Origin of the sequence: Candidatus Acidulodesulfobacterium sp. H_13, from assembly GCF_048541835.1 — a bacterium.
In the GTDB taxonomy this organism is placed as follows: Bacteria; SZUA-79; SZUA-79; order Acidulodesulfobacterales; family Acidulodesulfobacteraceae; genus QIJE01.
This window is the reverse complement of the sequence record NZ_JBLEOY010000001.1, coordinates 410,836-429,103: the sequence shown is the minus strand read 5'-3', so window position 1 is coordinate 429,103 and position 18,268 is coordinate 410,836. Positions and strand designations below refer to the sequence as shown.

Genomic DNA, 18,268 nt, shown 5'->3' with positions numbered 1-18,268 from the left:
TTTTTATTCTTCCTATTTTTTAACGATAATAGTTTTATTAATATAAATTGAATATAGACAGCTTTTTTAATGTATCTTCAGGAACCCTGCTTTTTTCGGTTACCACCGATTTTTGAAGGGAAGAGCCGCAACAGCATGAATCGGTCTCGGTCAATATCGTCTCTTCAAGCGATTTCTTTATGATATTTTTTGCTTTTTCGGCATTATCGTTGAGGATTTTAAGGATCATATCGGCGTTGACGTTGTCTTCCACCTCGTGCCAGCAGTCGTAATCCGTTGCCATAGCAATGGTTGCGTAGCAGAGTTCGGCTTCCCTTGCAAGTTTTGCCTCGGTTGCGTTTGTCATTCCTATTACGCTTGCGCCGATATTTTTATAGAAAAAAGACTCGGCTTTTGTAGAAAATTGAGGACCCTCTATGCAAACGTAAGAACCATTTATGTGATGCGGAATAGCTAACGACTTGCATGAATTTATAACTATTTCGCGAAGATGCGGGCAAACAGGTTCCGCCATGGAAACATGAGCAACTAAGCCGTTGCCGAAAAACGTGCTTTTTCTGATTTTTGTAAAATCTAAAAACTGGTCGATTATTACGATATCGCCCGGCTTTATGTTTCTGTCAAGGCTTCCTACGGCGCTTACGGAAATTACTTGTTTTACGCCCGAAGCCTTCAGCGCATAAATATTGGCTGCATAATTTATTTCGGATGGAAGTATTTTATGTTCTCTTCCGTGCCGGGGAATAAATACTATTTTTTTTCCGGATATTTCACCAAAAACCAATTTATCCGACGGGTCTCCAAACGGAGTATCCATGTATTTCTCTCTTACGTTTTTAAGTCCGTCCATTCGGTATAGTCCGCTGCCTCCTATTACGCCTAATATTCCGTCGTTTTCTTCCATGCCGTCTCCTTTGTTATAATGCGTTATGACAATTTCCGCCATTTTTTATAGAACAAATCAACCTTTCCTTGATGTTGTTGTCACCCTCCCTGATTATTTCTATTTTTTTTCTTGCGACCTTGATTATAGTGGAGGCTCCACCCGGAAGTTTTTTGCCGTTTATGAGTATAACATCTTCTTTATCCGATGATAGAAGGGTAAAAAATCTATTTTCTAACAAGGTATTAAAGTCGGATATACCGCCTTTACCGGATAAGTTGGCGCTCGTTGCCGTTATCGGGAAATCTATTTCTTCGAATAATCTAAGCGCGAACGGATGAGGGGAGATTCTTGCGCCGATAAATTCAGAGCCCGCGTTAAACAGATATTTTTCGGGTATTTTTTTTGACTTGAAAAGGATAGTAAGCACTCCCGGCCAGAATTTAGAAATTATATCCTCCTCTCGCCTGTTGACCGAGGCAAGGCCTATCAGCATATTTAAGTCTTTGACCAGTATGGGAAAAGGTTTGCCGGCATCTCTGTTTTTTAAGCGGAAGACCTTTTGTACGGCGGAATCATTTAACGCATCGGCTCCTACGGCATAAGAGGTTTCGGTAGGATATATAATCAAGCCCGATGATTTTAAATGTTTGGCGATATCCGTATAATCCTCATCGCCAATGGTTTCCATGTCGTAAGTCTTAATCATAGCAGATAATATTTTATTTTTTTAGATTTTCGGATGTTTCTTCGTGGGAGAAAATGATAATATAAACCCCACCCAGCGTAATAAATATACCCGCCCATCGTGAAAACGGAATAGATTCGCCCAGCATTACCGCCGCGAGTATTACGGTTAAAATAACTCCTACGCTAACGAACGGATAGGCAACAGACAGGTCTATTTTGGATAATACTTTTATCCAAAAGAACATTGATATTAAATATAAAACTATGCCCGCTAAAACAAACTTATCGGAAAAAATAACGAATAATATATGGAAAATATCGGTAAAGGTTATCTTGCCGATTGCCTTCTTTAATCCGTTCATGCCGTATTTCATGCATAATTGAGCAAAAACCCCCATAGAAATGCTTATTGCAAGGTTAACGAACAGCATGGGTTTTAATTTAATACCGCGCATAAATTTTTCCGATATCTTTCCTATAATATTTATTTTCGAAATTTATTTTTTTTGCAATATCGTAAGCAATATCGACTATCTCCGGCGTTTTACCGTTTACGCATATATTCATGACTCTGCCGCCATTCGTATAGTATTTCCCGTCTATTTTTTTTGTTCCTGCATGAAAAATATGATATTCGTATTTATATTTGGCGCTTATATTGTTTATTCCGTCAAAAGAGATTTCATACCCTGTTTTATATTTTTTAGGGTATCCCTCGGAAGATAAAACAAGGCATATCGATTTGTTATCGTCAAAAACCAATTCGCAGTCTTTTAAGTTTTCGTTGACAACGCTCATGAATAAATCTATTATATCCGATTTGAGTCTTACGAGGACTGCCTGGGTTTCGGGATCTCCGAACCTGACGTTGAATTCTAAAACATAAATTTCGTCATTTTTTATTATGATGCCCGCATATAATACGCCTTTATAGTCGATACCTTCATTTTTGAAACCCTTAAGCGTAGGCTCTATTATTGTCTCGTTTATTTTATCCGTAAGAGTCTTGGAGATATGAGGATTCGGCGTAATTGCGCCCATGCCGCCGGTATTCTCGCCTGTATCGCCGTCATATATTTTTTTATAGTCCATGCCTGTAATCAAGGGTTTATAAGATATACCATCGGTTATGACCATATAGGAGAGTTCGAATCCATCGATAAAATCTTCTATAATGACGGTTTCCCCGCTTTCTCCGAATATCTTTTCATTAAAAACAGAGCCCAATATGTCTCTTGATTGTTCGAATCCGTTAGAAATAAAAACACCTTTTCCGGCGGCAAGGCCGTCAACTTTAATAACTACCGGATGCGATTTTTGCTTTACAAAATCCGCCGCGTCGGTAAAATTTGTGAAAGACGCATAATCAACGGTCTTAATGGAGTTTCTTTTAAAAAAGTCTTTTGCGTATTTTTTTGACGACTCTAAAAGCGATGCCTTCTTATTCGGTCCGAATATTTTTAATCCCGCCTTATCAAATTCATCGGCAATTCCCATAGCAAGGGGCACTTCCGGACCTACGACCGTTAAATCTATTTTATTTTCCAATGCAAAAGATAAAAGTCCTTCAACGTTATCCTGTTTGATATTAACGTTTTTCGCCGTATCCGCCGTTCCGCCGTTCCCAGGCGCGCAGTAAATCTCTGTAACTTTTTTAGATTTCTTTATAGCGTAAACGATTGCGCTTTCTCTTCCGCCCGAACCTATTACGAGTATTTTCATATGTTTTTCCGGTTATAAAATATAAGCAGCGTATCGGTAATGAATTAATGTTTAAAATGTCTAATGCCGGTGAATACCATAGATATGTTCAACCTGTCAGCCTCGCTCACAACCTCGTCGTCCCTTATGGAGCCGCCCGGTTGTATTATGCTTTTCACGCCTATTTTACCTGCATATTCAATCGAATCTTTAAATGGAAAAAAGCCGTCGGAGGCCATTACGAAATCTTTTATCGTATCACCATAGGCATTTTTCATTTTTTGATAAGCAAAGACGGCACTGTCTATTCTGGACATTTGTCCCGCACCTATTCCGGCGGTGGTGCCGTCTTTTGCATATACTATTGCATTTGATTTCACATGTTTTGCGATTTTCCACGCAAATATGAGATCGTTAAAAACGGTGAGCGGTATTTTTTTATTCGTAACCGTTTCAAATGTGGATATGTCGTCCGGAATATTGTCTTTTTTCTGGACAAGAACTCCGTCTGCAGCCGTTTTGAATGATAAAGATTTTTTTTCGGTCATAAATTCGTTAGAATAGCAAGCTACTATAGTATTTCTTTTTGATTTTAAAATTTTTAGTGCCTCTTCGTCGTATTCAGGGGCTAAAATTATTTCTACGAAAAAGGGTTTGATTTCGGAGGCAGTTTCTTTGTCCACGGGTTTGTTAAAGGCTATAATGGCGCCGTAAGAAGATGTTTCGTCGGTTTTTCTTGCCTTAAGGAAGGCATCTTGCAAGGATATATTGCTTAACGCCGCTCCGCACGGATTAGTATGCTTGACTATTACGGAAAAAAAGTCGTCCGTATCGCGGAAGTCTTTTATAATATCCAAAGTCGAATCTATATCCGACAGGTTGTTGTATGATATATCCTTTCCGAATAGTTTTTTGAATGACTCCAATTCGTCCGAACTTTCGGCAAATTTGTAAAACGATGCCTTTTGATGCGGGTTTTCCCCGTATCTCAGCGGAAATATTTTTTTGAGGCTGATATTTAATTCTTCGGCGTTTTTCTCTAAAATATCGGTATCGTCATTTAGAAAGCCGGCAATTTCTCGATCGTACTCCGCAGTGAGCTTAAAGACTTCATATGCATATATCTTTTTTATTTCTATCGGGATCACCTGTTTATTTTTAAGGAATAAGATTACGTCGTCATAGCCGGAGGGATCAGCCACCACGGTTACGTCCTTAAAATTCTTTGCGGCGGCCCTGAGCAAAGAAACACCCCCTATATCGATAAATTCAAGTTTTTCTTCAAAGGATATCGCCTTATCTTTCATTTCTCTAAACGGATAAAGGTTTACTATGACGAAATCAACAGGCGTTATGCGGTTTTTCATTAAATCGCTTGTGTGACTCTCATCGCCTCTTACGGATAAAATCCCACCAAAAATAGCAGGATGCAAAGTCTTTACCCTTCCACCCAGAATTTCCGGAAAACCGGTTATTTCATCTATTTTTTTAAGATTTACGATACCCGTTGATTTTAAAAAATTGTAAGTATTGCCGGTTGAGATAATGGTATAGCCGGAAATTTCCAAATGTGTCGCCAATTCGATTATTCCTGTCTTGTCGTAAACGGAAATGAGGGCATATCTTGTTTTATTCATAATTGTAAATTTTAATTTGATTTTAAAATATCATCTATAGTAAAATATGCAAAAGGTTTTCATATATTTTACTAATTTTAAATATTTATTTCAATACCTTAATAATCGTAATTGATGGAGATGTCAAATTGAAAAAAATGAGGTCTGCCGTTCTGGCATTATTAATTTTTTTCACAATCAGTTTTTTAACGGGGTGCGCTCTCTTGGTGATAGGCGGTTTAGCCGGAGCTACGGGGTATCTTGCGGCGAAGCAGGGTTACAAAATACAGTCTCCTGTGGTCAAGAAAAAATAAGTATAACATTAATGTCTTAAGCGAGGTGAAATGTGGCTATAACTGTTGTAGGCTCTATTGCAATCGATAATGTAGAAACTCCTTTTAATAAAACCGGCGATATTCTCGGAGGGTCGGCGTCCTTTTTTTCTCTATCTTCTTCATTTTTAACCGATGTTAAAATAATAGGGGTCGTAGGCAGTGATTTCGACCGAGATCATTTAAATATTTTTAAGGATAGACAGATTGATATTACGGGCATAAAGACCGAAGACGGAAAGACTTTTCATTGGGCGGGAAGATATGGTTACGATATGTCCGACCCTGAAACCATTACTACGGAACTTGGCGTATTCGCTTCTTTTAAGCCCGATGTTCAGCGCAGTTGCGAAGGCGATATGTTTTTCCTCGCCAACATAGATCCGGATATTCAGCTTGATGTCCTGAATCAGGCGAACTCTCCCAAGTTGGTTGCTTTGGATACTATGAACTTTTGGATCGACAGCAAGAAGGATAAACTTATTGAAGCGGTTGGACGAACGGATATATTTATTATAAACGAATCCGAAGCAAGGCTTTTGACAGGGGAGTCTTCTATATTTTTATGTGCTAAGGCCATATTTGAATTGGGAGCAAAAATATTAATTTTAAAAAGAGGCGCTTACGGAGCCACGATGTTTTTTGAAAACAATTTCTTTATGGTTCCGGCATATCCGTTAGAGAATGTTATAGATCCCACCGGGGCAGGGGATTCTTTTGCCGGAGGTTTTTTGGGATACATAGACAGTACGGGAGATATGACATTTGAAAATCTTAAAAAAGCGCTTGTTTTCGGTAATATTATGGCATCTTTTGCCGTGGAGGATTTTTCGGTAAATAGATTTGCGGCAATAAAAACTGACGAAATAGAAGACAGGTTCAAAAAATTTAGGGAAATGACCTATTTTGAGGAGTTATTGCTGCCGACACGGCAGTAGTTAATGTTTACGCGGTTGCGTTAATTTAATGGTGTTTCGCTATGTTTAAAAAAATGAGCGGATTAATCAAACGATTTAGATTTTTTTACTTATTTATTATTGCGGTCGGTGTTTTCGCGGCATTATCAGGATGCGGCATAGCACAGGTTTCCAAAAAAGATCAGCTTAAATCCAATCTTTATTACGGACTGGGGGCAGGTTTCTACCGGAACGGAAATTTTGTTAAATCAATGCAGGAATTCATTAGGGCCAAGGCGTTAAATCCAAATTCGGCAAAAAATTACAATGCGATAGGGATGGTCTATATGGAGACTGATAGAGAAAACAAGGCGATACTTAATTTTAAGAAAGCCATAAAGATAAATCCCCGATTTTCCGATTCTTACTATAATTTAGCAATAATTTACATAAAGAAAAAAAATTATAAGCAGGCGAAGATTTATTTAAAAAAGGCATTAAAAAACCCTTTTTATAACCGGCCATTCGAAAGCTATACGGAATTAGGAAAAATTTACATTGCGGAAAAAAAATTTAAAAAGGCAAAAAAAATACTGACTATTTCTAAATTGATGGATAAAAGATATTTTCTTACTTATTATTACTTAGGCAATTATTATCTTGCAAAAGGAAAATTGGATGAAAGCATGAATAACTTTCGAAAAGTTTTGAGCCTTAACGCATTTTTTGTTCCGGCCAGGTATAAGGAAGGAGTTGTATATTTTAAACAAAAAAAATATGATAAGGCGAAGAAAATATTCATCTCTGTCTATAATGAAAATAAATTAGGCAAATATGGGATAAAATCATTCGATTATTTGAAAAAGATAATATTATATCCGAACAAATAGAAGGTTTTATGAAAACGGAAACGACGGTAAAAACTGCGGGAGAATACCTTAAATCCAAGAGAGAGGCCTTGGGATTTACACGCGAGAAAATTTCCGGAGTTACTAAAATCGGACTGCAGCATATAGAGGCTATTGAGAACAATGATTTGTCACTGTTTTCTTCGCCTCAGCTTTTAAAGGGATACGTTAAGTCAATTGCGAAGACCCTTGGGATAGACGACAAGGAGGTGCTTGACTTGCTTGAGCCCGAGATGAAGGAAAGTTTTGACGGAAGATACGTAGAAGATATAGTCGGCTCAAGATTTAAAGAGGGAAGGCGTAGAACCGAAATATTTAAAAAAAGGGTTTTGGCCATTACGCTTGCGGGAATATCCGTAATAGCGTTGTCGTACTTAATTTTTAGGGTTTATGAATTTACCGTTGCGGGGCATATAACGTTTCCGTTTCAATCCGTTAGCCGAACCGTAAAATATTCGTCGGAGCGCAAACTGCATAACGGTACAAAAGCAGTGCATTATGCCATAGTGCTGAAGGGTAAGGTAATCAAAAAAACATGGGTCGCGTTTAAAATAGACGGCGGAAAACCTAAAACTTCCATGTTGTATCCGGGCAGTACGGAAGTCTGGAGGGCTCAAAAAAGATTGAAGATCAAAATAGGCAATGCCGGCGGTATCATTATGAGTTATAACGGAAAAAATCTCGGAAAACCCGGTATCGAAAAACAGGTTGTAACATTGAATTTTCCATATAGACACAAGCCTTAGGCCTTTTTCTTTTTTTTAATTCCGTATCCCATTTTGTCGAAAATCAAGGAAACGATTAATAAAATAAATCCCAACGCCGGAATGATTAAAATTAAATCATCGTCTTTTATGTTAACCTTGAGACCTTGAAGTCCCCAGTATATCCCAAAACTTAGGAGCAAAACGGATGCTGTCGCCTTAATCCAGTGTGACGGAATCTTTTTGAAATATTTTCTTAAATGAATCGATAATATTAAGATTATTATCGAACTTAAGATAAGTGCGGAAATCACCGAAAACCACTGATTTTCGGTAACTGCAAGCGGAACGGCTACCACGGCTACCTCAAAAGCCTCTATTATTACGGCGTTTAAGGCAACGATAAAGGATTTAAAGGAATATTTTCGGTGTGTTACGGTGGCTGTTTCCGCTTTTTTGAAAAGCGGTTTTTCGCCTATTTTCTCGGAAAAAGGGGTGAGATAAAATGCAAAATTGATAAGTTTATAAGAAAAATAAAGCCCTACGGATATCAGTATGGCGGCCATTATCAACTTTACGGTAAATATCGGAACGGTTTTTATAAGAGTCACGCCTCCGATGAACAGGGCCAACAGGGTTCCTATAAATCCGATCGATCCCCCGGCAAGGGCACTCGATAATCCGACGTCTTCCCCTACGACGAAGACTATGGCGGCTACTTCGCTCAACTCTACGATAGCAATTAAAAATACTGTAGTAAATATAAGAATGTTAAAATTCATGTTCGTAATTATATCAGATTCCAATTGTGAAAAACAATAAAAAAAGGGACATAAAGGTATTGACTTTTTGAGTATTAAGTAATAAGCTAAAGTAAATTAAACAATCAAATTTATAGTACTATTCTTAAGGAGGTAACATTATGGCAGTAACCCCTAACAGGACGTTTGATGCAAGCGGATTATCATGTCCGCTACCTATTGTTAAAACTAAAAAGGAAATTGACACTATGAATTCGGAGGAGATTTTAGAAGTGATCTCTACGGATCCGGGCTCTAAAAACGATATGGTAGCATGGTGCAACAGGACCGGCAATAAACTTTTAGATTCTGTCGAAGAGAGTGGGAAGTTTAAATTTTATATTCAAAAATCATGATTTCAGGTAACCGGTAAGCAGAAATCGAGCATCCGGTTCAAGCTTAGATAGAGGGCTTAGAGACAACGGGGATAGGTTTTAATCTGTCCCCGTTATAGAAAATGTCGATTAGAGAATGAAAAAGAAATTTTCCTGTATCATTATTTTTATCGTATTTTTTACTGCTGTTTTGCCCGCAGTATTAGATGTAAACGTATCTTTCGGGCTAAAGAATCCTTTTATATCTCCCTTCAAAGTAAAGCAATATAAAAACATTGAGGAAAACCCGTTAAACGGTCTTAATCTACAGGCAATAGTGAGTAGTTCCGATGCGGATAAAAACGTCGCAATCATTAATGGCAAGCCTTATTACGTCGGTTCTGAGATTAAGGGAAAAACCGTCGTCGATATTGAGCCGGAGGCGGTCATAATAAAACTTAGAAACGGGAAAATAGTAAAACTTATATTATCTAAATTTGAAGGATTTAAAAAATAACAATAGCATGCCTTTTAAGTATAGACGTTTCATTATTGCAGGTATTCTTTTATCGCTCATGTCGGTTTTCGTTCCGATAAGGGCTTACGCAGGCTCCGGTTTTAGCGCCGTAAGCGGGATCAAACTACCTATCGATAAGATTACCGTGGAAGGTAACGATATTCCACTGAGGCCGTTGATAATAGGGATTGCGCGCGAATTTAATCTTAATTACGTTTTAAGCAACTCCGTAAAAGGGCGCGTAACGCTGCATATAAAGCGTGTTCCTTTGCCGAAAGCCCTGTCTATTATTTTAATGGCCGGGGATTTAGGTTATAGCGTCGATAACGGAGTTTTATTTATAGGCACTATGTCTTCGCTTAAAAACGGCTATGTAGATTACAAAATAAATCTGAAATATATTCAAGCGAAGGATATCATTCCGGACATAACGCCTATTTTACCATCGGGAGCAAAGATTTATGCGTCCCCGCACGGAAATTTTATATTGGTTTACGATATTCCTTCGAATATCAAAAAAATAAAACGAATAATAAAAAGCATGGACGTCAAAAGAAGGGTCGTCCTTTTAAGCGCAAAGATTGTTGACGTGTCGGATAGTTTTAGCCGCAATATCGGTATTGCCTGGACTTTTTCTCCGAATACCAATAATACGATTACCGACAATACGGCATTTGCAACCAATTTTACCGGAGTAACTAATTTACAGTCCGGTCAGAATTATCTAAATATAGGAATATTAGCGCCCTGGCAAAACTTCGGAGCCATATCCGCCCAGCTTTCTTTGGGGCAGCAGTTAGGTTGGGATAAGGTGATAGACTCACCGAGCGTTGCCGTTGTCAGCGGGCAGCAGGCAACGATAAACTCGAGCCTTTTAAAATATTATGTGGCATATACCTCGTCCGGTGCAGGTTCCAAGACTGCTTCGTCTTCTTCCGGCGGTACGACGGTGATAGCTCAGGAACCAGTGACGTCTACGCTTCGGACCATAACGATAGGCATTACGCTAAAGGTAACACCTATCGTCGAGAGTAAAAAAAATATATTGCTCAACATAACCCTAATCTATTCTTCGCCTTCAAGCGCTCAGGGTATAAACGGGTTTCCGGCAGTCAACAATAAAAGTGTTACTACCGTAGTTTCTATCAAAAATAATTCTACCTTAGTGATTGGCGGCATCTTATCTATGGAGAAGTCTCACGGTAATAACGGAATTCCGATTTTATCTCGGATACCTATCCTGGGCTATTTGTTTTCTTCAAGGCAGAAGAGTGTTTCAAAAGAACAGTTAATGGTGTTTATATCCCCTAAAATAATAAATTAAATGAAAGATAAAAAAGATAATAATACCGGTGTGAAAAAAGGCGAGAGCAGGATGCCTTTTTTAGATCACTTTTCCGAACTCAGGAAGAGATTCGTATATATATTTCTTGCGCTTATCATTTGTACCGGCTTTTCATGGCATCTTTCCTATACCGCTATAAATTTCATTGAACTTCCGTTAAAAAAACCTACTTACGTTACATATTTTTCCGGATACGCAAAGGCAATGATAAAAAAAGATATTCCGGAAGTTTATTATGCATTAGGTTTGAACAAAGCCCCTAAAAAATTCGTGAGGCATATTTTACACTATTCCAAACCGTTAGAGCCTTTTTTTATTCAGGTAACGGTGTCGCTGATTCTTGGGTTTATGATAGCGCTTCCGTTTATATTGTTTCATATATGGCAATTTTTAAAGCCGGGTCTCTTAAAAAAGGAAAGAATTTACGTGCTGCCGTTTATGTTATTCGGCACGACATTTTTTATTTTGGGAATGTCATTTATGATCTTATATATATGGCCCGCCGTTATTAATTTTTCCCTGAGTTATCAGAGTGCAGACCTATCTCCGCTAATAAACCTGACTTCTTACATAGATTTTGCGCTAAGACTTTCTTTGATATTCGGCGTGATATTCGAACTGCCGTTAGTTTCCGCCCTTCTTTCTTTTGCAGGAATACTGAAGCCTGGATTTTTAAAGAAAAATAGGAAATATGCCCTTGTAATCAGCCTTATCATTGCCGCTTTTCATGCCGACATAGTAACGATGTTTTTCATAGCCGTCCCCCTGTACTCTATGTACGAGCTTAGTATCTTGATATCCTCGGTTATATGGGGGTTTAAAAAGAGAAAGAAGAACCGGATCGACACTGCCAAGCCCTCTGCATCTAAGGCATGACCTTACCTGTTCATAGAGAAAACGAATCCCTTTATGTTAGATTTAATATCCGGAAATAATTTCTTGCTCGCCTTGACCGAAACATAGTCTATTACGAAAATCCTTTTCATAATATCTATATTTTTGATGAATGTTATGGACTTGTTGAAGCCGCCTACTATTGAAATGTTTACCGGCAGTGCCGTTATATTTTTTTTATATTTGGTAGGTTTCCCAAAAATTATTTTTTCTATAATGAAATTATCCGCGGGTCGACTTGCGGATATATTTTTTATAAAATCTGCAATCTCGAATGTTTCAGGAAGCATTGCCTCCTCGTTTTTTAATCGCGATTTTAAATCTGAAATCTGATTTTCAAGGTTTAAGAGGGTATTTTTTTCGTTTGAGAGGGAACCGGTCGTGTTTTTTAATCTATTCATTTCACCCCTTAATTTTAATATTGCGGCATTGTTGAATTTAAGGTTTTTATCTATCTTATTGAAGAATATATCCTGATTTATAAGATATAAAAATACAAACATCATGAGTATGACCGCTACTGTTTTATTTGTTTTTAAGTAGGAGTACATTTTTTTCAAATATTCTATTATTTTCATGATTTCACTTATTTTTAGATAGATCTAAAACGGCCCTTAAATTGAAAGAATAAAATGTATTTCCCTCTACGATTTTTCGGTTTACGGCATTTAAGTTGATTTTTACGAACAATCCGGTTTTTTTAAGCCGGTCTATATAAATGGATATATCGTTCAAAGAAATGCTGTTTCCGTCTATCATTATAGCGTTGTTTTGAAGGAGCAATCCGTCCATCCAGACGCCTTCAGGAGAAGCCTCGACCATATCGCTTATTTTTTCATTCCATGCTGTCCTGAGTTCTTTAAGTCCGTCTATGATTACAATCTTTTTTCGAATAGAGGTCAAAAGCGTTTTTCTTTTGTTTATCGCGGATTCAAGTGTCTCATTTAGCATATTTTTAGTTTTTATTAAGGATAATTGGTTGTTTAGTCGTGATACATAATTTCTTTTGTTGTTATTTTTAATAATGGACGCTATGTCTATCAAGAAGATGAATATTATATATGCAATAATCAAAGAAAGAACCGCAAGCCTCTTCCTGTTTTTTGCAATGCGTTCCTTATCTTTGGTCGGTAATAAATTAATTCTCGTCTTTCCCCGGCTTTTATCTTTCATAAGACATTACCTGTTTATTGTTATGCCGAATGTAGTCCACATTTCCCCCAAGGGCTTAAAAAAATCATAATCGTTTTCGATATCATGTCTTTTTATAAGTTTTTTTGACAAATAAAACGGATATTTTCGGGATTTCAAAAGGTTTATCAGAGAGATGGAGCCGGTTTTTAGATTTACCGCCTTAGATATTTTTGCGTCAAAATCTTTTTTGCCGAAAAAAATGCCCGTAAGGATAGTTTCCTCTATCTGCGGCAGCGATTTTCCCGCAAAATAAAAATCCACAGTTCTTTTTAGTTCTTCGGATAGAAGATTTAAGGAGTCTCCGTACGACATATTTCTAAAATCCATCCCGTCTATCGTTCTCTCCAAATTTATCGTATCGTTAAGAAATATGACGATTTTTACGGCTTTATATCCTACGTCACAGAACAAAAGATGGGTAATATTATTATTGCTTAAATATTTTATGCCGTTGTAAATAGAAACGGTCTTGCACTCAATGGATCTGATTTTTATGTCTGCATCGGTGAATATTTTAGTAAAATTATTTATATCTTCTTCCCTTACGGCAAATACCGTTATATTGAGAACAGTATTGCCGGTTTTATCCGTTTTTCCTGAGTAAACATAATCGAATATGCCTTGAGACAAAGGAAATGGGAGAAGTTTTTTTAATTCGTATTCTATGGCAATCTTAAGGTCGGAAAGCGGCATATCCGGTAAGATAAAATTAAAACTATGAACCATGTTTCCGTCAATGGACGTAAGCACGCTTTTTTTACTTATTCCGTTTTCGCTAATGATTTTCTTGAGGTTAACGGATACCGAACCGGCATTGCGGTAATCCATTTCCGATATAGTCGTATTTATGAAGTTATTTAAAAAATAGCCGTTTCTTTTTTTATAAACCTCTAATATTTTAAACTGATTATAATCTATTTCTATCGCGGTATAAAGTTTCATATTACAGGAAGTTATATAAAATTCAGTATTTTTATATATCCGTTAAAAAATTCAAATATAATACCGTCAACCGCCACCTTATTTGCCGAAATCTTATTGCAGTCATTAAATCCCAAAATATTTTCGGTCGATTTGTGTCTGTTAAACATCATTGCCCTGTGTTTTATGGCGTTATCATTATAAGATTCTTCAATGTTAAGCGTAAAATAGCAATTGGAGAAGTTATTTTTTTTTGATTTTCTGTTTTTAAATTCCCGCCTGTTTATGTCTAAAAGAGTGATGTTTCTAATTAAAAACCGGGGCTGTTCGTTGAGCGGTCCGTAAGGAGACATTGATTTTATTATATATGAGAGTTTATCATCGGAGAGCAGCCGCAAGGTTATTTCTTCGTCGTAATCCGCCTTGGACGGTATGCCGTAGGGTACGCAACTCTTTTTATCGTTTGTATCGTCAAGAATAATTTCAGTGTCGGAAGAATTTGAAGGACGGTCTTTCTTCACGGCGGCGATAAAGCCATGCAGGCTTTCGCCCTTTTCTAAGGTTAATCCGCAAGCCATTTTGTGTCCGCCGAATTTTAAAAAGAAACGCTCGTAATTTTTAAGCAAAGCATAAATATCTATATTTCCGCAGGACCTTGCAGAGCCGATATAAACCGAGTCTTTATATCCGGTAAGAAGCAGAACCGGCCTTTGCAGATATTCGGCTAATTTTGATGAAACTATTCCTATGACCCCCGGGTGCCATGATGTGCCTTCCAGGACAAGAAGCTGTCCGGTTTTTTCCTCTGTCTCTTTTCCGGATAACATCGTCAGTGTTTCATTGAAGCAGTTATCTTCAAACAGGTGTCTTTTTTTATTGAATGACTCTAATTCTTGCGCAAGGCCATAGGCGACTTCTGGGTCTCTTTGAGTTAAAAGCTCGACCGCAACCTCGGGGTTTCCTACCCTTCCGGCGGCATTGATTTTCGGGGTTATTTTCCATGCTACGTCGGATTCATTTATATTGTCGAAATAGATCCCGCAGATTCTTTTCAGTTCTTTTATCCCCGGTCTGTCGCTGCCGTTAAGTATTTTCAGTCCATAATAGGTGAGCGTTCTATTGTCTCCGTACATCGGGACTATGTCAGCTATAATGCCGAGACACACGATATCCAAGTAGTCTTTAAGGTTTGGATAGGAGGTCAATAAACCTTCTTTTACCAAATGCTTTCTTAAAGCAATACCGAGATTAAACGCTATGCCTACTCCGGGTAAAAACTTAAATGGAAATTTATCGCCCTTGCGTTTGGGATTCAGCACTGCGACACCTTCCGGCAAAATTTCTTTTCCCTCACTAACGGGGACCTCATGGTGGTCGCATATTATCACGTCGATATTCTTTGAATTGGCGTAGGAAACCTCCACTGTATCTGTTATTCCTAAATCTACCGTTATTAGTAAGGATAAAGACTTATCGGTGTTTTTTTTTATGGAATCGCAAATTTCGTCTATGGGTTCCGTGCTTAGTCCGTAGCCGTCCTTTATCCTATCCGGCAATTTAAAAAAAATAGAGCGGTCATATTCATCCGGCTTCATGAGCTTTTTTAATTCCCTTAGAAAGGAGACCAGAAAAGATGTGGCGGTTATGCCGTCTACGTCATAATCCCCATAAATACAGACGGCTTCGTCTTCCAAAATTGCCTTGGTTATACGGGCAACCGCCTTATCCATGTCCGTTATGAGGAAGGGGTCGTTTAAAAATTTTAAGGACGGATTTATGTAATTGTCTATAAAACAGGATAAGAAACTGTCTGCATGACCGTAAACCGGATGATTTTTACTAAATATATCCGAGAAGAACGGATCAAAATCCAATTGAGAAACGATTCGTTTAAGAATTAAAGATGCGGCGGTATTATTGTCGAGAGACGAAAATAAACACCCTTTTAAATATTCATAAACATATTCTTTTTCCATATCTTAGAATTCATATTTACCGTGCAGAAAATTTATTATTGCGCTAAGAATAATGCTTTTCATTTAAAATAACCATTACGGGACTTGCAATAAACATTGATGAATAAGTTCCTATCAAAATGCCGCATAACAATATAAAGGCAAAATTATGAAGAACTATGCCTCCGAGAAAAAACAGGGACAAAACCGCAAGCACCACGGTAAGAGATGTAACCACGGTTCTTGTCAAAACTTCGTTTATACTTTCGTTGACGAGATTTGTCAGGTCGATTTCCTTCTTCTTTTCGGGCTCTATTTTTCTTAAGTTTTCTCTGATTCTATCAAAAACAACGACTTTATCGGTAAGAGAATATCCTGCAACGGTTAAAATGGCGGTAATGACTAAAAGTGTTATCTCTTTTTGAAAAATAAAAATAAAACCGAGCAGGACAAGTACATCATGGGCAAGACCTATTGCAGCGGCAAGGCCGAACCTGAATTCGAACCTCCATGTAATATACAATATTATTGCTATAATGGCTATAATGACTGCAACGACGGCATCTTCGGAGAGACTTTTGCCGACGGACGGCCCTATCATTTCGCTATTTATTACCTCTGGTGGATTTTTTTTATAGGCTTCCTTAATAGTCTTTTTGATTCTTGCCGTATATTTATTTAAGTCTTTTGCAACCGCTTTTGTCTGTAATATAATGTTGTTTTTACCCCTTATTTTAACTATTTTCAGGTCTTTAAAACCTGCGGGCAGAAGCGCTTTTCTTACGGAAGCAGTAGATATTTTATGTTTAAAGGCAAGCTCCATGGAGAGCCCGCCCGTAAAATCTATTCCTATTCGGGCCGTACCGATTATCATCGTGATGAGCTCTATTAAGCCGAATATTACGAAAATCGCCGATAAAACGAATGAATACTTTTTTTTTCCAATAAAATCATAATGCGTATCTTTAATAAATTCCACTCGACCGACTCCAGAATATATGAATTTTAATTAATATGCTGTTATATGCTCAATTTATGAAGTTTCTTTTTGTTAGATATAATATCGAAAATTACCTTCGTTCCGACTAAAGATGTAAATAGGTTTATCATAATGCCGAGAGATAAAGTTACGGCAAAACCCTTTATCGGACCTGCTCCGAAATAAAAAAGAACCGCCGCCGTAATAAGCGCCGTGACGTGAGAGTCCAAAATAGTAAAAAATGCTTTATTGTATCCGTTCTCTATAGCGACAACGGTAGGTTTACCCTCCCTGAGCTCTTCCCTTATCCTTTCAAAGATAAGAACATTGGCATCAACCGACATCCCTATGGTCAAAATAATACCTGCAATACCCGGAAGCGTCAAAGTCGCCCCGAAGAGAGAAAGCGCCGCAATAAGAAATAGCACGTTTTCTAACAGGGCAAAATCGGCGATTAAGCCGGACAATCTATAATAAAATACCATAAATCCTATAACAAGTATAGTTCCTATTATGGATGCGAGTATGCCGTCGTGTATCGAATCTGTTCCAAGCGTTGGTCCTACCGTATTATTCTGTATTATTTTTACCGGTGCGGGCAAAGCCCCGGACCTGAGGGCAATTGCAAGATCATTTGCCTGTGCCATGGTAAATCTGCCGGAGATAGAGGCATTTCCGCCCAATATGGGTTCTTCTATTACCGGTGCGGAAATCACGTTACCGTCAAGGATAATGGCAAGCCTTTTACCCGTATATCTGGTCGTGATATCTGCAAATTGCTTTGTCCCTTCGGAGTTGAGGGAAACGCTCACGGTGGGCTGATTATAACGATTGATTTGAACGCTTGCGCTTGAGATATCAGCTCCGCTCATTAAGATCGGCTTCTCTATAAGGTAAGGTCTTCTTGTCGTTTTATGGGTGTATTTGTCGTATGAAACATGATAAAGAATCGCGTCGCCCCCTGGGACTTTCCCTTTAATCGCCTTTAAAATATCGTGTTTATCGTCTACGAGTTTAAAAGTCAGCCTGGCGGTTTTTCCGATAAGTTTTATCGCCTGTTTGACGTCTTTTACCCCGGGCATTTCTATGACTATCAGATTTTTCCCCTGCCTCGCTATTTTTGGAGAAATAAGCCCGAACTGGTCTATCCTGTTTCTCATGACCTCTACTGCCCCGTTGACGGCTTCCTCCTTATATTTTGCGGCTTCAGACGGTATAAAGTTAATCTTATCTCCGGAGAGCCGTAAGTAGGAATGATGATTTTTTATGTAATTTTTAAGGGTACTAACGGCCGGTATATTTTTCAAAAAGTTTTTGCTCAAAACTATATTGTCGTTCTCTAGTTTTAAATATTTTTCGTTTCCTATATTTTTACTTTTCAAGAATGATTTGATATCGGAATAATCGCTGTAAAATTTTTCTTTTATAGCCTTGTTTACTTCAACTCTTTCTACAAGATAAACACCCCCTTGAAGATCCAGTCCGAGGTGCATCTGCGCATTGCCGATGACAGACTTCCACCAGCCTGGTGTGTTTGGATATATCGATGGGATAATCGAAAAAAAAGATATTACTATTAAAGTAAGTATCAATATTACGCGGGTTTTAACGGGTTTCAT

The 18,268-nt window shown here is 37.9% G+C and carries 20 protein-coding genes; 8 read left to right on the top strand and 12 right to left on the bottom strand.

Annotated elements, in window-relative coordinates:
• Positions 1-37 precede the first annotated feature (37 nt).
• From mtnP to purH, 5 genes are read right to left on the bottom strand one after another with little or no spacing between them, the layout of a single operon-like run.
• Positions 38-946 (bottom strand): S-methyl-5'-thioadenosine phosphorylase, encoded by a 909-nt coding sequence (gene mtnP, locus ACMCNP_RS02140; RefSeq protein ID WP_419313186.1) that lies wholly within the window; start codon positions 944-946, stop codon positions 38-40.
• Positions 918-1,592 (bottom strand): L-threonylcarbamoyladenylate synthase, encoded by a 675-nt coding sequence (locus tag ACMCNP_RS02135; protein ID WP_419313183.1) that lies wholly within the window; start codon positions 1,590-1,592, stop codon positions 918-920. Before ACMCNP_RS02135 ends, mtnP begins: the two co-directional genes overlap by 29 nt.
• 13 nt (positions 1,593-1,605) lie before the next feature.
• A complete protein-coding gene (locus ACMCNP_RS02130; RefSeq protein ID WP_419313180.1) occupies positions 1,606-2,028 on the bottom strand; it encodes an SMR family transporter in 423 nt (140 codons plus the stop codon).
• Positions 2,015-3,295, bottom strand: a complete 1,281-nt coding sequence (gene purD / locus ACMCNP_RS02125; RefSeq protein WP_419313177.1) for a phosphoribosylamine--glycine ligase — start codon at positions 3,293-3,295, stop codon at positions 2,015-2,017. The genes ACMCNP_RS02130 and purD overlap by 14 nt, the downstream gene beginning before the upstream one ends.
• Positions 3,296-3,339: 44 nt before the next feature.
• Positions 3,340-4,911, bottom strand: coding sequence for a bifunctional phosphoribosylaminoimidazolecarboxamide formyltransferase/IMP cyclohydrolase (gene purH, locus ACMCNP_RS02120; protein WP_419313174.1), 1,572 nt, complete (start codon positions 4,909-4,911; stop codon positions 3,340-3,342).
• A gap of 128 nt (positions 4,912-5,039) precedes the next feature.
• Here purH and ACMCNP_RS02115 point away from each other — a divergent pair, with 128 nt between their 5' ends.
• From ACMCNP_RS02115 to ACMCNP_RS02100, 4 genes are read left to right on the top strand one after another with little or no spacing between them, the layout of a single operon-like run.
• Positions 5,040-5,204 (top strand): hypothetical protein, encoded by a 165-nt coding sequence (locus ACMCNP_RS02115; protein WP_419313171.1) that lies wholly within the window; start codon positions 5,040-5,042, stop codon positions 5,202-5,204.
• Between the two features lie 32 nt (positions 5,205-5,236).
• Complete coding sequence (locus ACMCNP_RS02110; RefSeq protein ID WP_419313168.1) at positions 5,237-6,160, top strand: PfkB family carbohydrate kinase; 924 nt, start codon at positions 5,237-5,239, stop codon at positions 6,158-6,160.
• A gap of 41 nt (positions 6,161-6,201) precedes the next feature.
• Positions 6,202-7,008, top strand: coding sequence for a tetratricopeptide repeat protein (locus ACMCNP_RS02105; RefSeq protein WP_419313165.1), 807 nt, complete (start codon positions 6,202-6,204; stop codon positions 7,006-7,008).
• 8 nt (positions 7,009-7,016) lie between these two features.
• Entirely contained in the window at positions 7,017-7,772 is a 756-nt protein-coding gene (locus ACMCNP_RS02100) for a helix-turn-helix domain-containing protein (protein WP_419313162.1), read from the top strand.
• Here ACMCNP_RS02100 and ACMCNP_RS02095 read toward each other — a convergent pair.
• Positions 7,769-8,512, bottom strand: coding sequence for a hypothetical protein (locus ACMCNP_RS02095; protein WP_419313159.1), 744 nt, complete (start codon positions 8,510-8,512; stop codon positions 7,769-7,771). The genes ACMCNP_RS02100 and ACMCNP_RS02095 overlap by 4 nt on opposite strands.
• 140 nt (positions 8,513-8,652) lie before the next feature.
• Here ACMCNP_RS02095 and ACMCNP_RS02090 point away from each other — a divergent pair, with 140 nt between their 5' ends.
• The 4 genes from ACMCNP_RS02090 to tatC all read left to right on the top strand — a co-directional run bounded on the left by ACMCNP_RS02090 (position 8,653) and on the right by tatC (position 11,582).
• Positions 8,653-8,886, top strand: coding sequence for a sulfurtransferase TusA family protein (locus ACMCNP_RS02090; RefSeq protein ID WP_419313156.1), 234 nt, complete (start codon positions 8,653-8,655; stop codon positions 8,884-8,886).
• A gap of 115 nt (positions 8,887-9,001) precedes the next feature.
• Positions 9,002-9,361, top strand: a complete 360-nt coding sequence (locus ACMCNP_RS02085) for a hypothetical protein (protein WP_419313153.1) — start codon at positions 9,002-9,004, stop codon at positions 9,359-9,361.
• Positions 9,362-9,368: 7 nt separating this feature from the next.
• Entirely contained in the window at positions 9,369-10,685 is a 1,317-nt protein-coding gene (locus tag ACMCNP_RS02080; protein WP_419313150.1) for a type II secretion system protein GspD, read from the top strand.
• A complete protein-coding gene (tatC, locus tag ACMCNP_RS02075) occupies positions 10,686-11,582 on the top strand; it encodes a twin-arginine translocase subunit TatC (RefSeq protein ID WP_419313147.1) in 897 nt (298 codons plus the stop codon).
• Between the two features lie 2 nt (positions 11,583-11,584).
• On the opposite strand, the gene pilO is transcribed toward tatC, so the two are convergent.
• The 6 genes from pilO to secD are packed head-to-tail and all read right to left on the bottom strand — an operon-like array spanning position 11,585 to position 18,268.
• Positions 11,585-12,178 (bottom strand): type 4a pilus biogenesis protein PilO, encoded by a 594-nt coding sequence (gene pilO, locus ACMCNP_RS02070; protein ID WP_419313144.1) that lies wholly within the window; start codon positions 12,176-12,178, stop codon positions 11,585-11,587.
• 4 nt (positions 12,179-12,182) lie between these two features.
• The gene (locus ACMCNP_RS02065) at positions 12,183-12,773 is read right to left on the bottom strand and encodes a PilN domain-containing protein (protein WP_419313142.1); all 591 of its coding nucleotides are present in this window, start codon (positions 12,771-12,773) and stop codon (positions 12,183-12,185) included.
• 6 nt (positions 12,774-12,779) lie between these two features.
• Positions 12,780-13,736: a type IV pilus biogenesis protein PilM gene (gene pilM / locus ACMCNP_RS02060; protein ID WP_419313140.1), complete on the bottom strand. Its 957-nt coding sequence runs from the start codon at positions 13,734-13,736 to the stop codon at positions 12,780-12,782.
• 11 nt (positions 13,737-13,747) lie between these two features.
• Entirely contained in the window at positions 13,748-15,691 is a 1,944-nt protein-coding gene (gene recJ / locus ACMCNP_RS02055; protein WP_419313137.1) for a single-stranded-DNA-specific exonuclease RecJ, read from the bottom strand.
• A 43-nt stretch (positions 15,692-15,734) separates the two neighbouring features.
• On the bottom strand, positions 15,735-16,649 hold the full coding sequence (gene secF, locus ACMCNP_RS02050) for a protein translocase subunit SecF (protein ID WP_419313134.1): 915 nt from the start codon (positions 16,647-16,649) through the stop codon (positions 15,735-15,737).
• 41 nt (positions 16,650-16,690) lie between these two features.
• On the bottom strand, positions 16,691-18,268 hold the full coding sequence (secD, locus tag ACMCNP_RS02045; protein ID WP_419313132.1) for a protein translocase subunit SecD: 1,578 nt from the start codon (positions 18,266-18,268) through the stop codon (positions 16,691-16,693).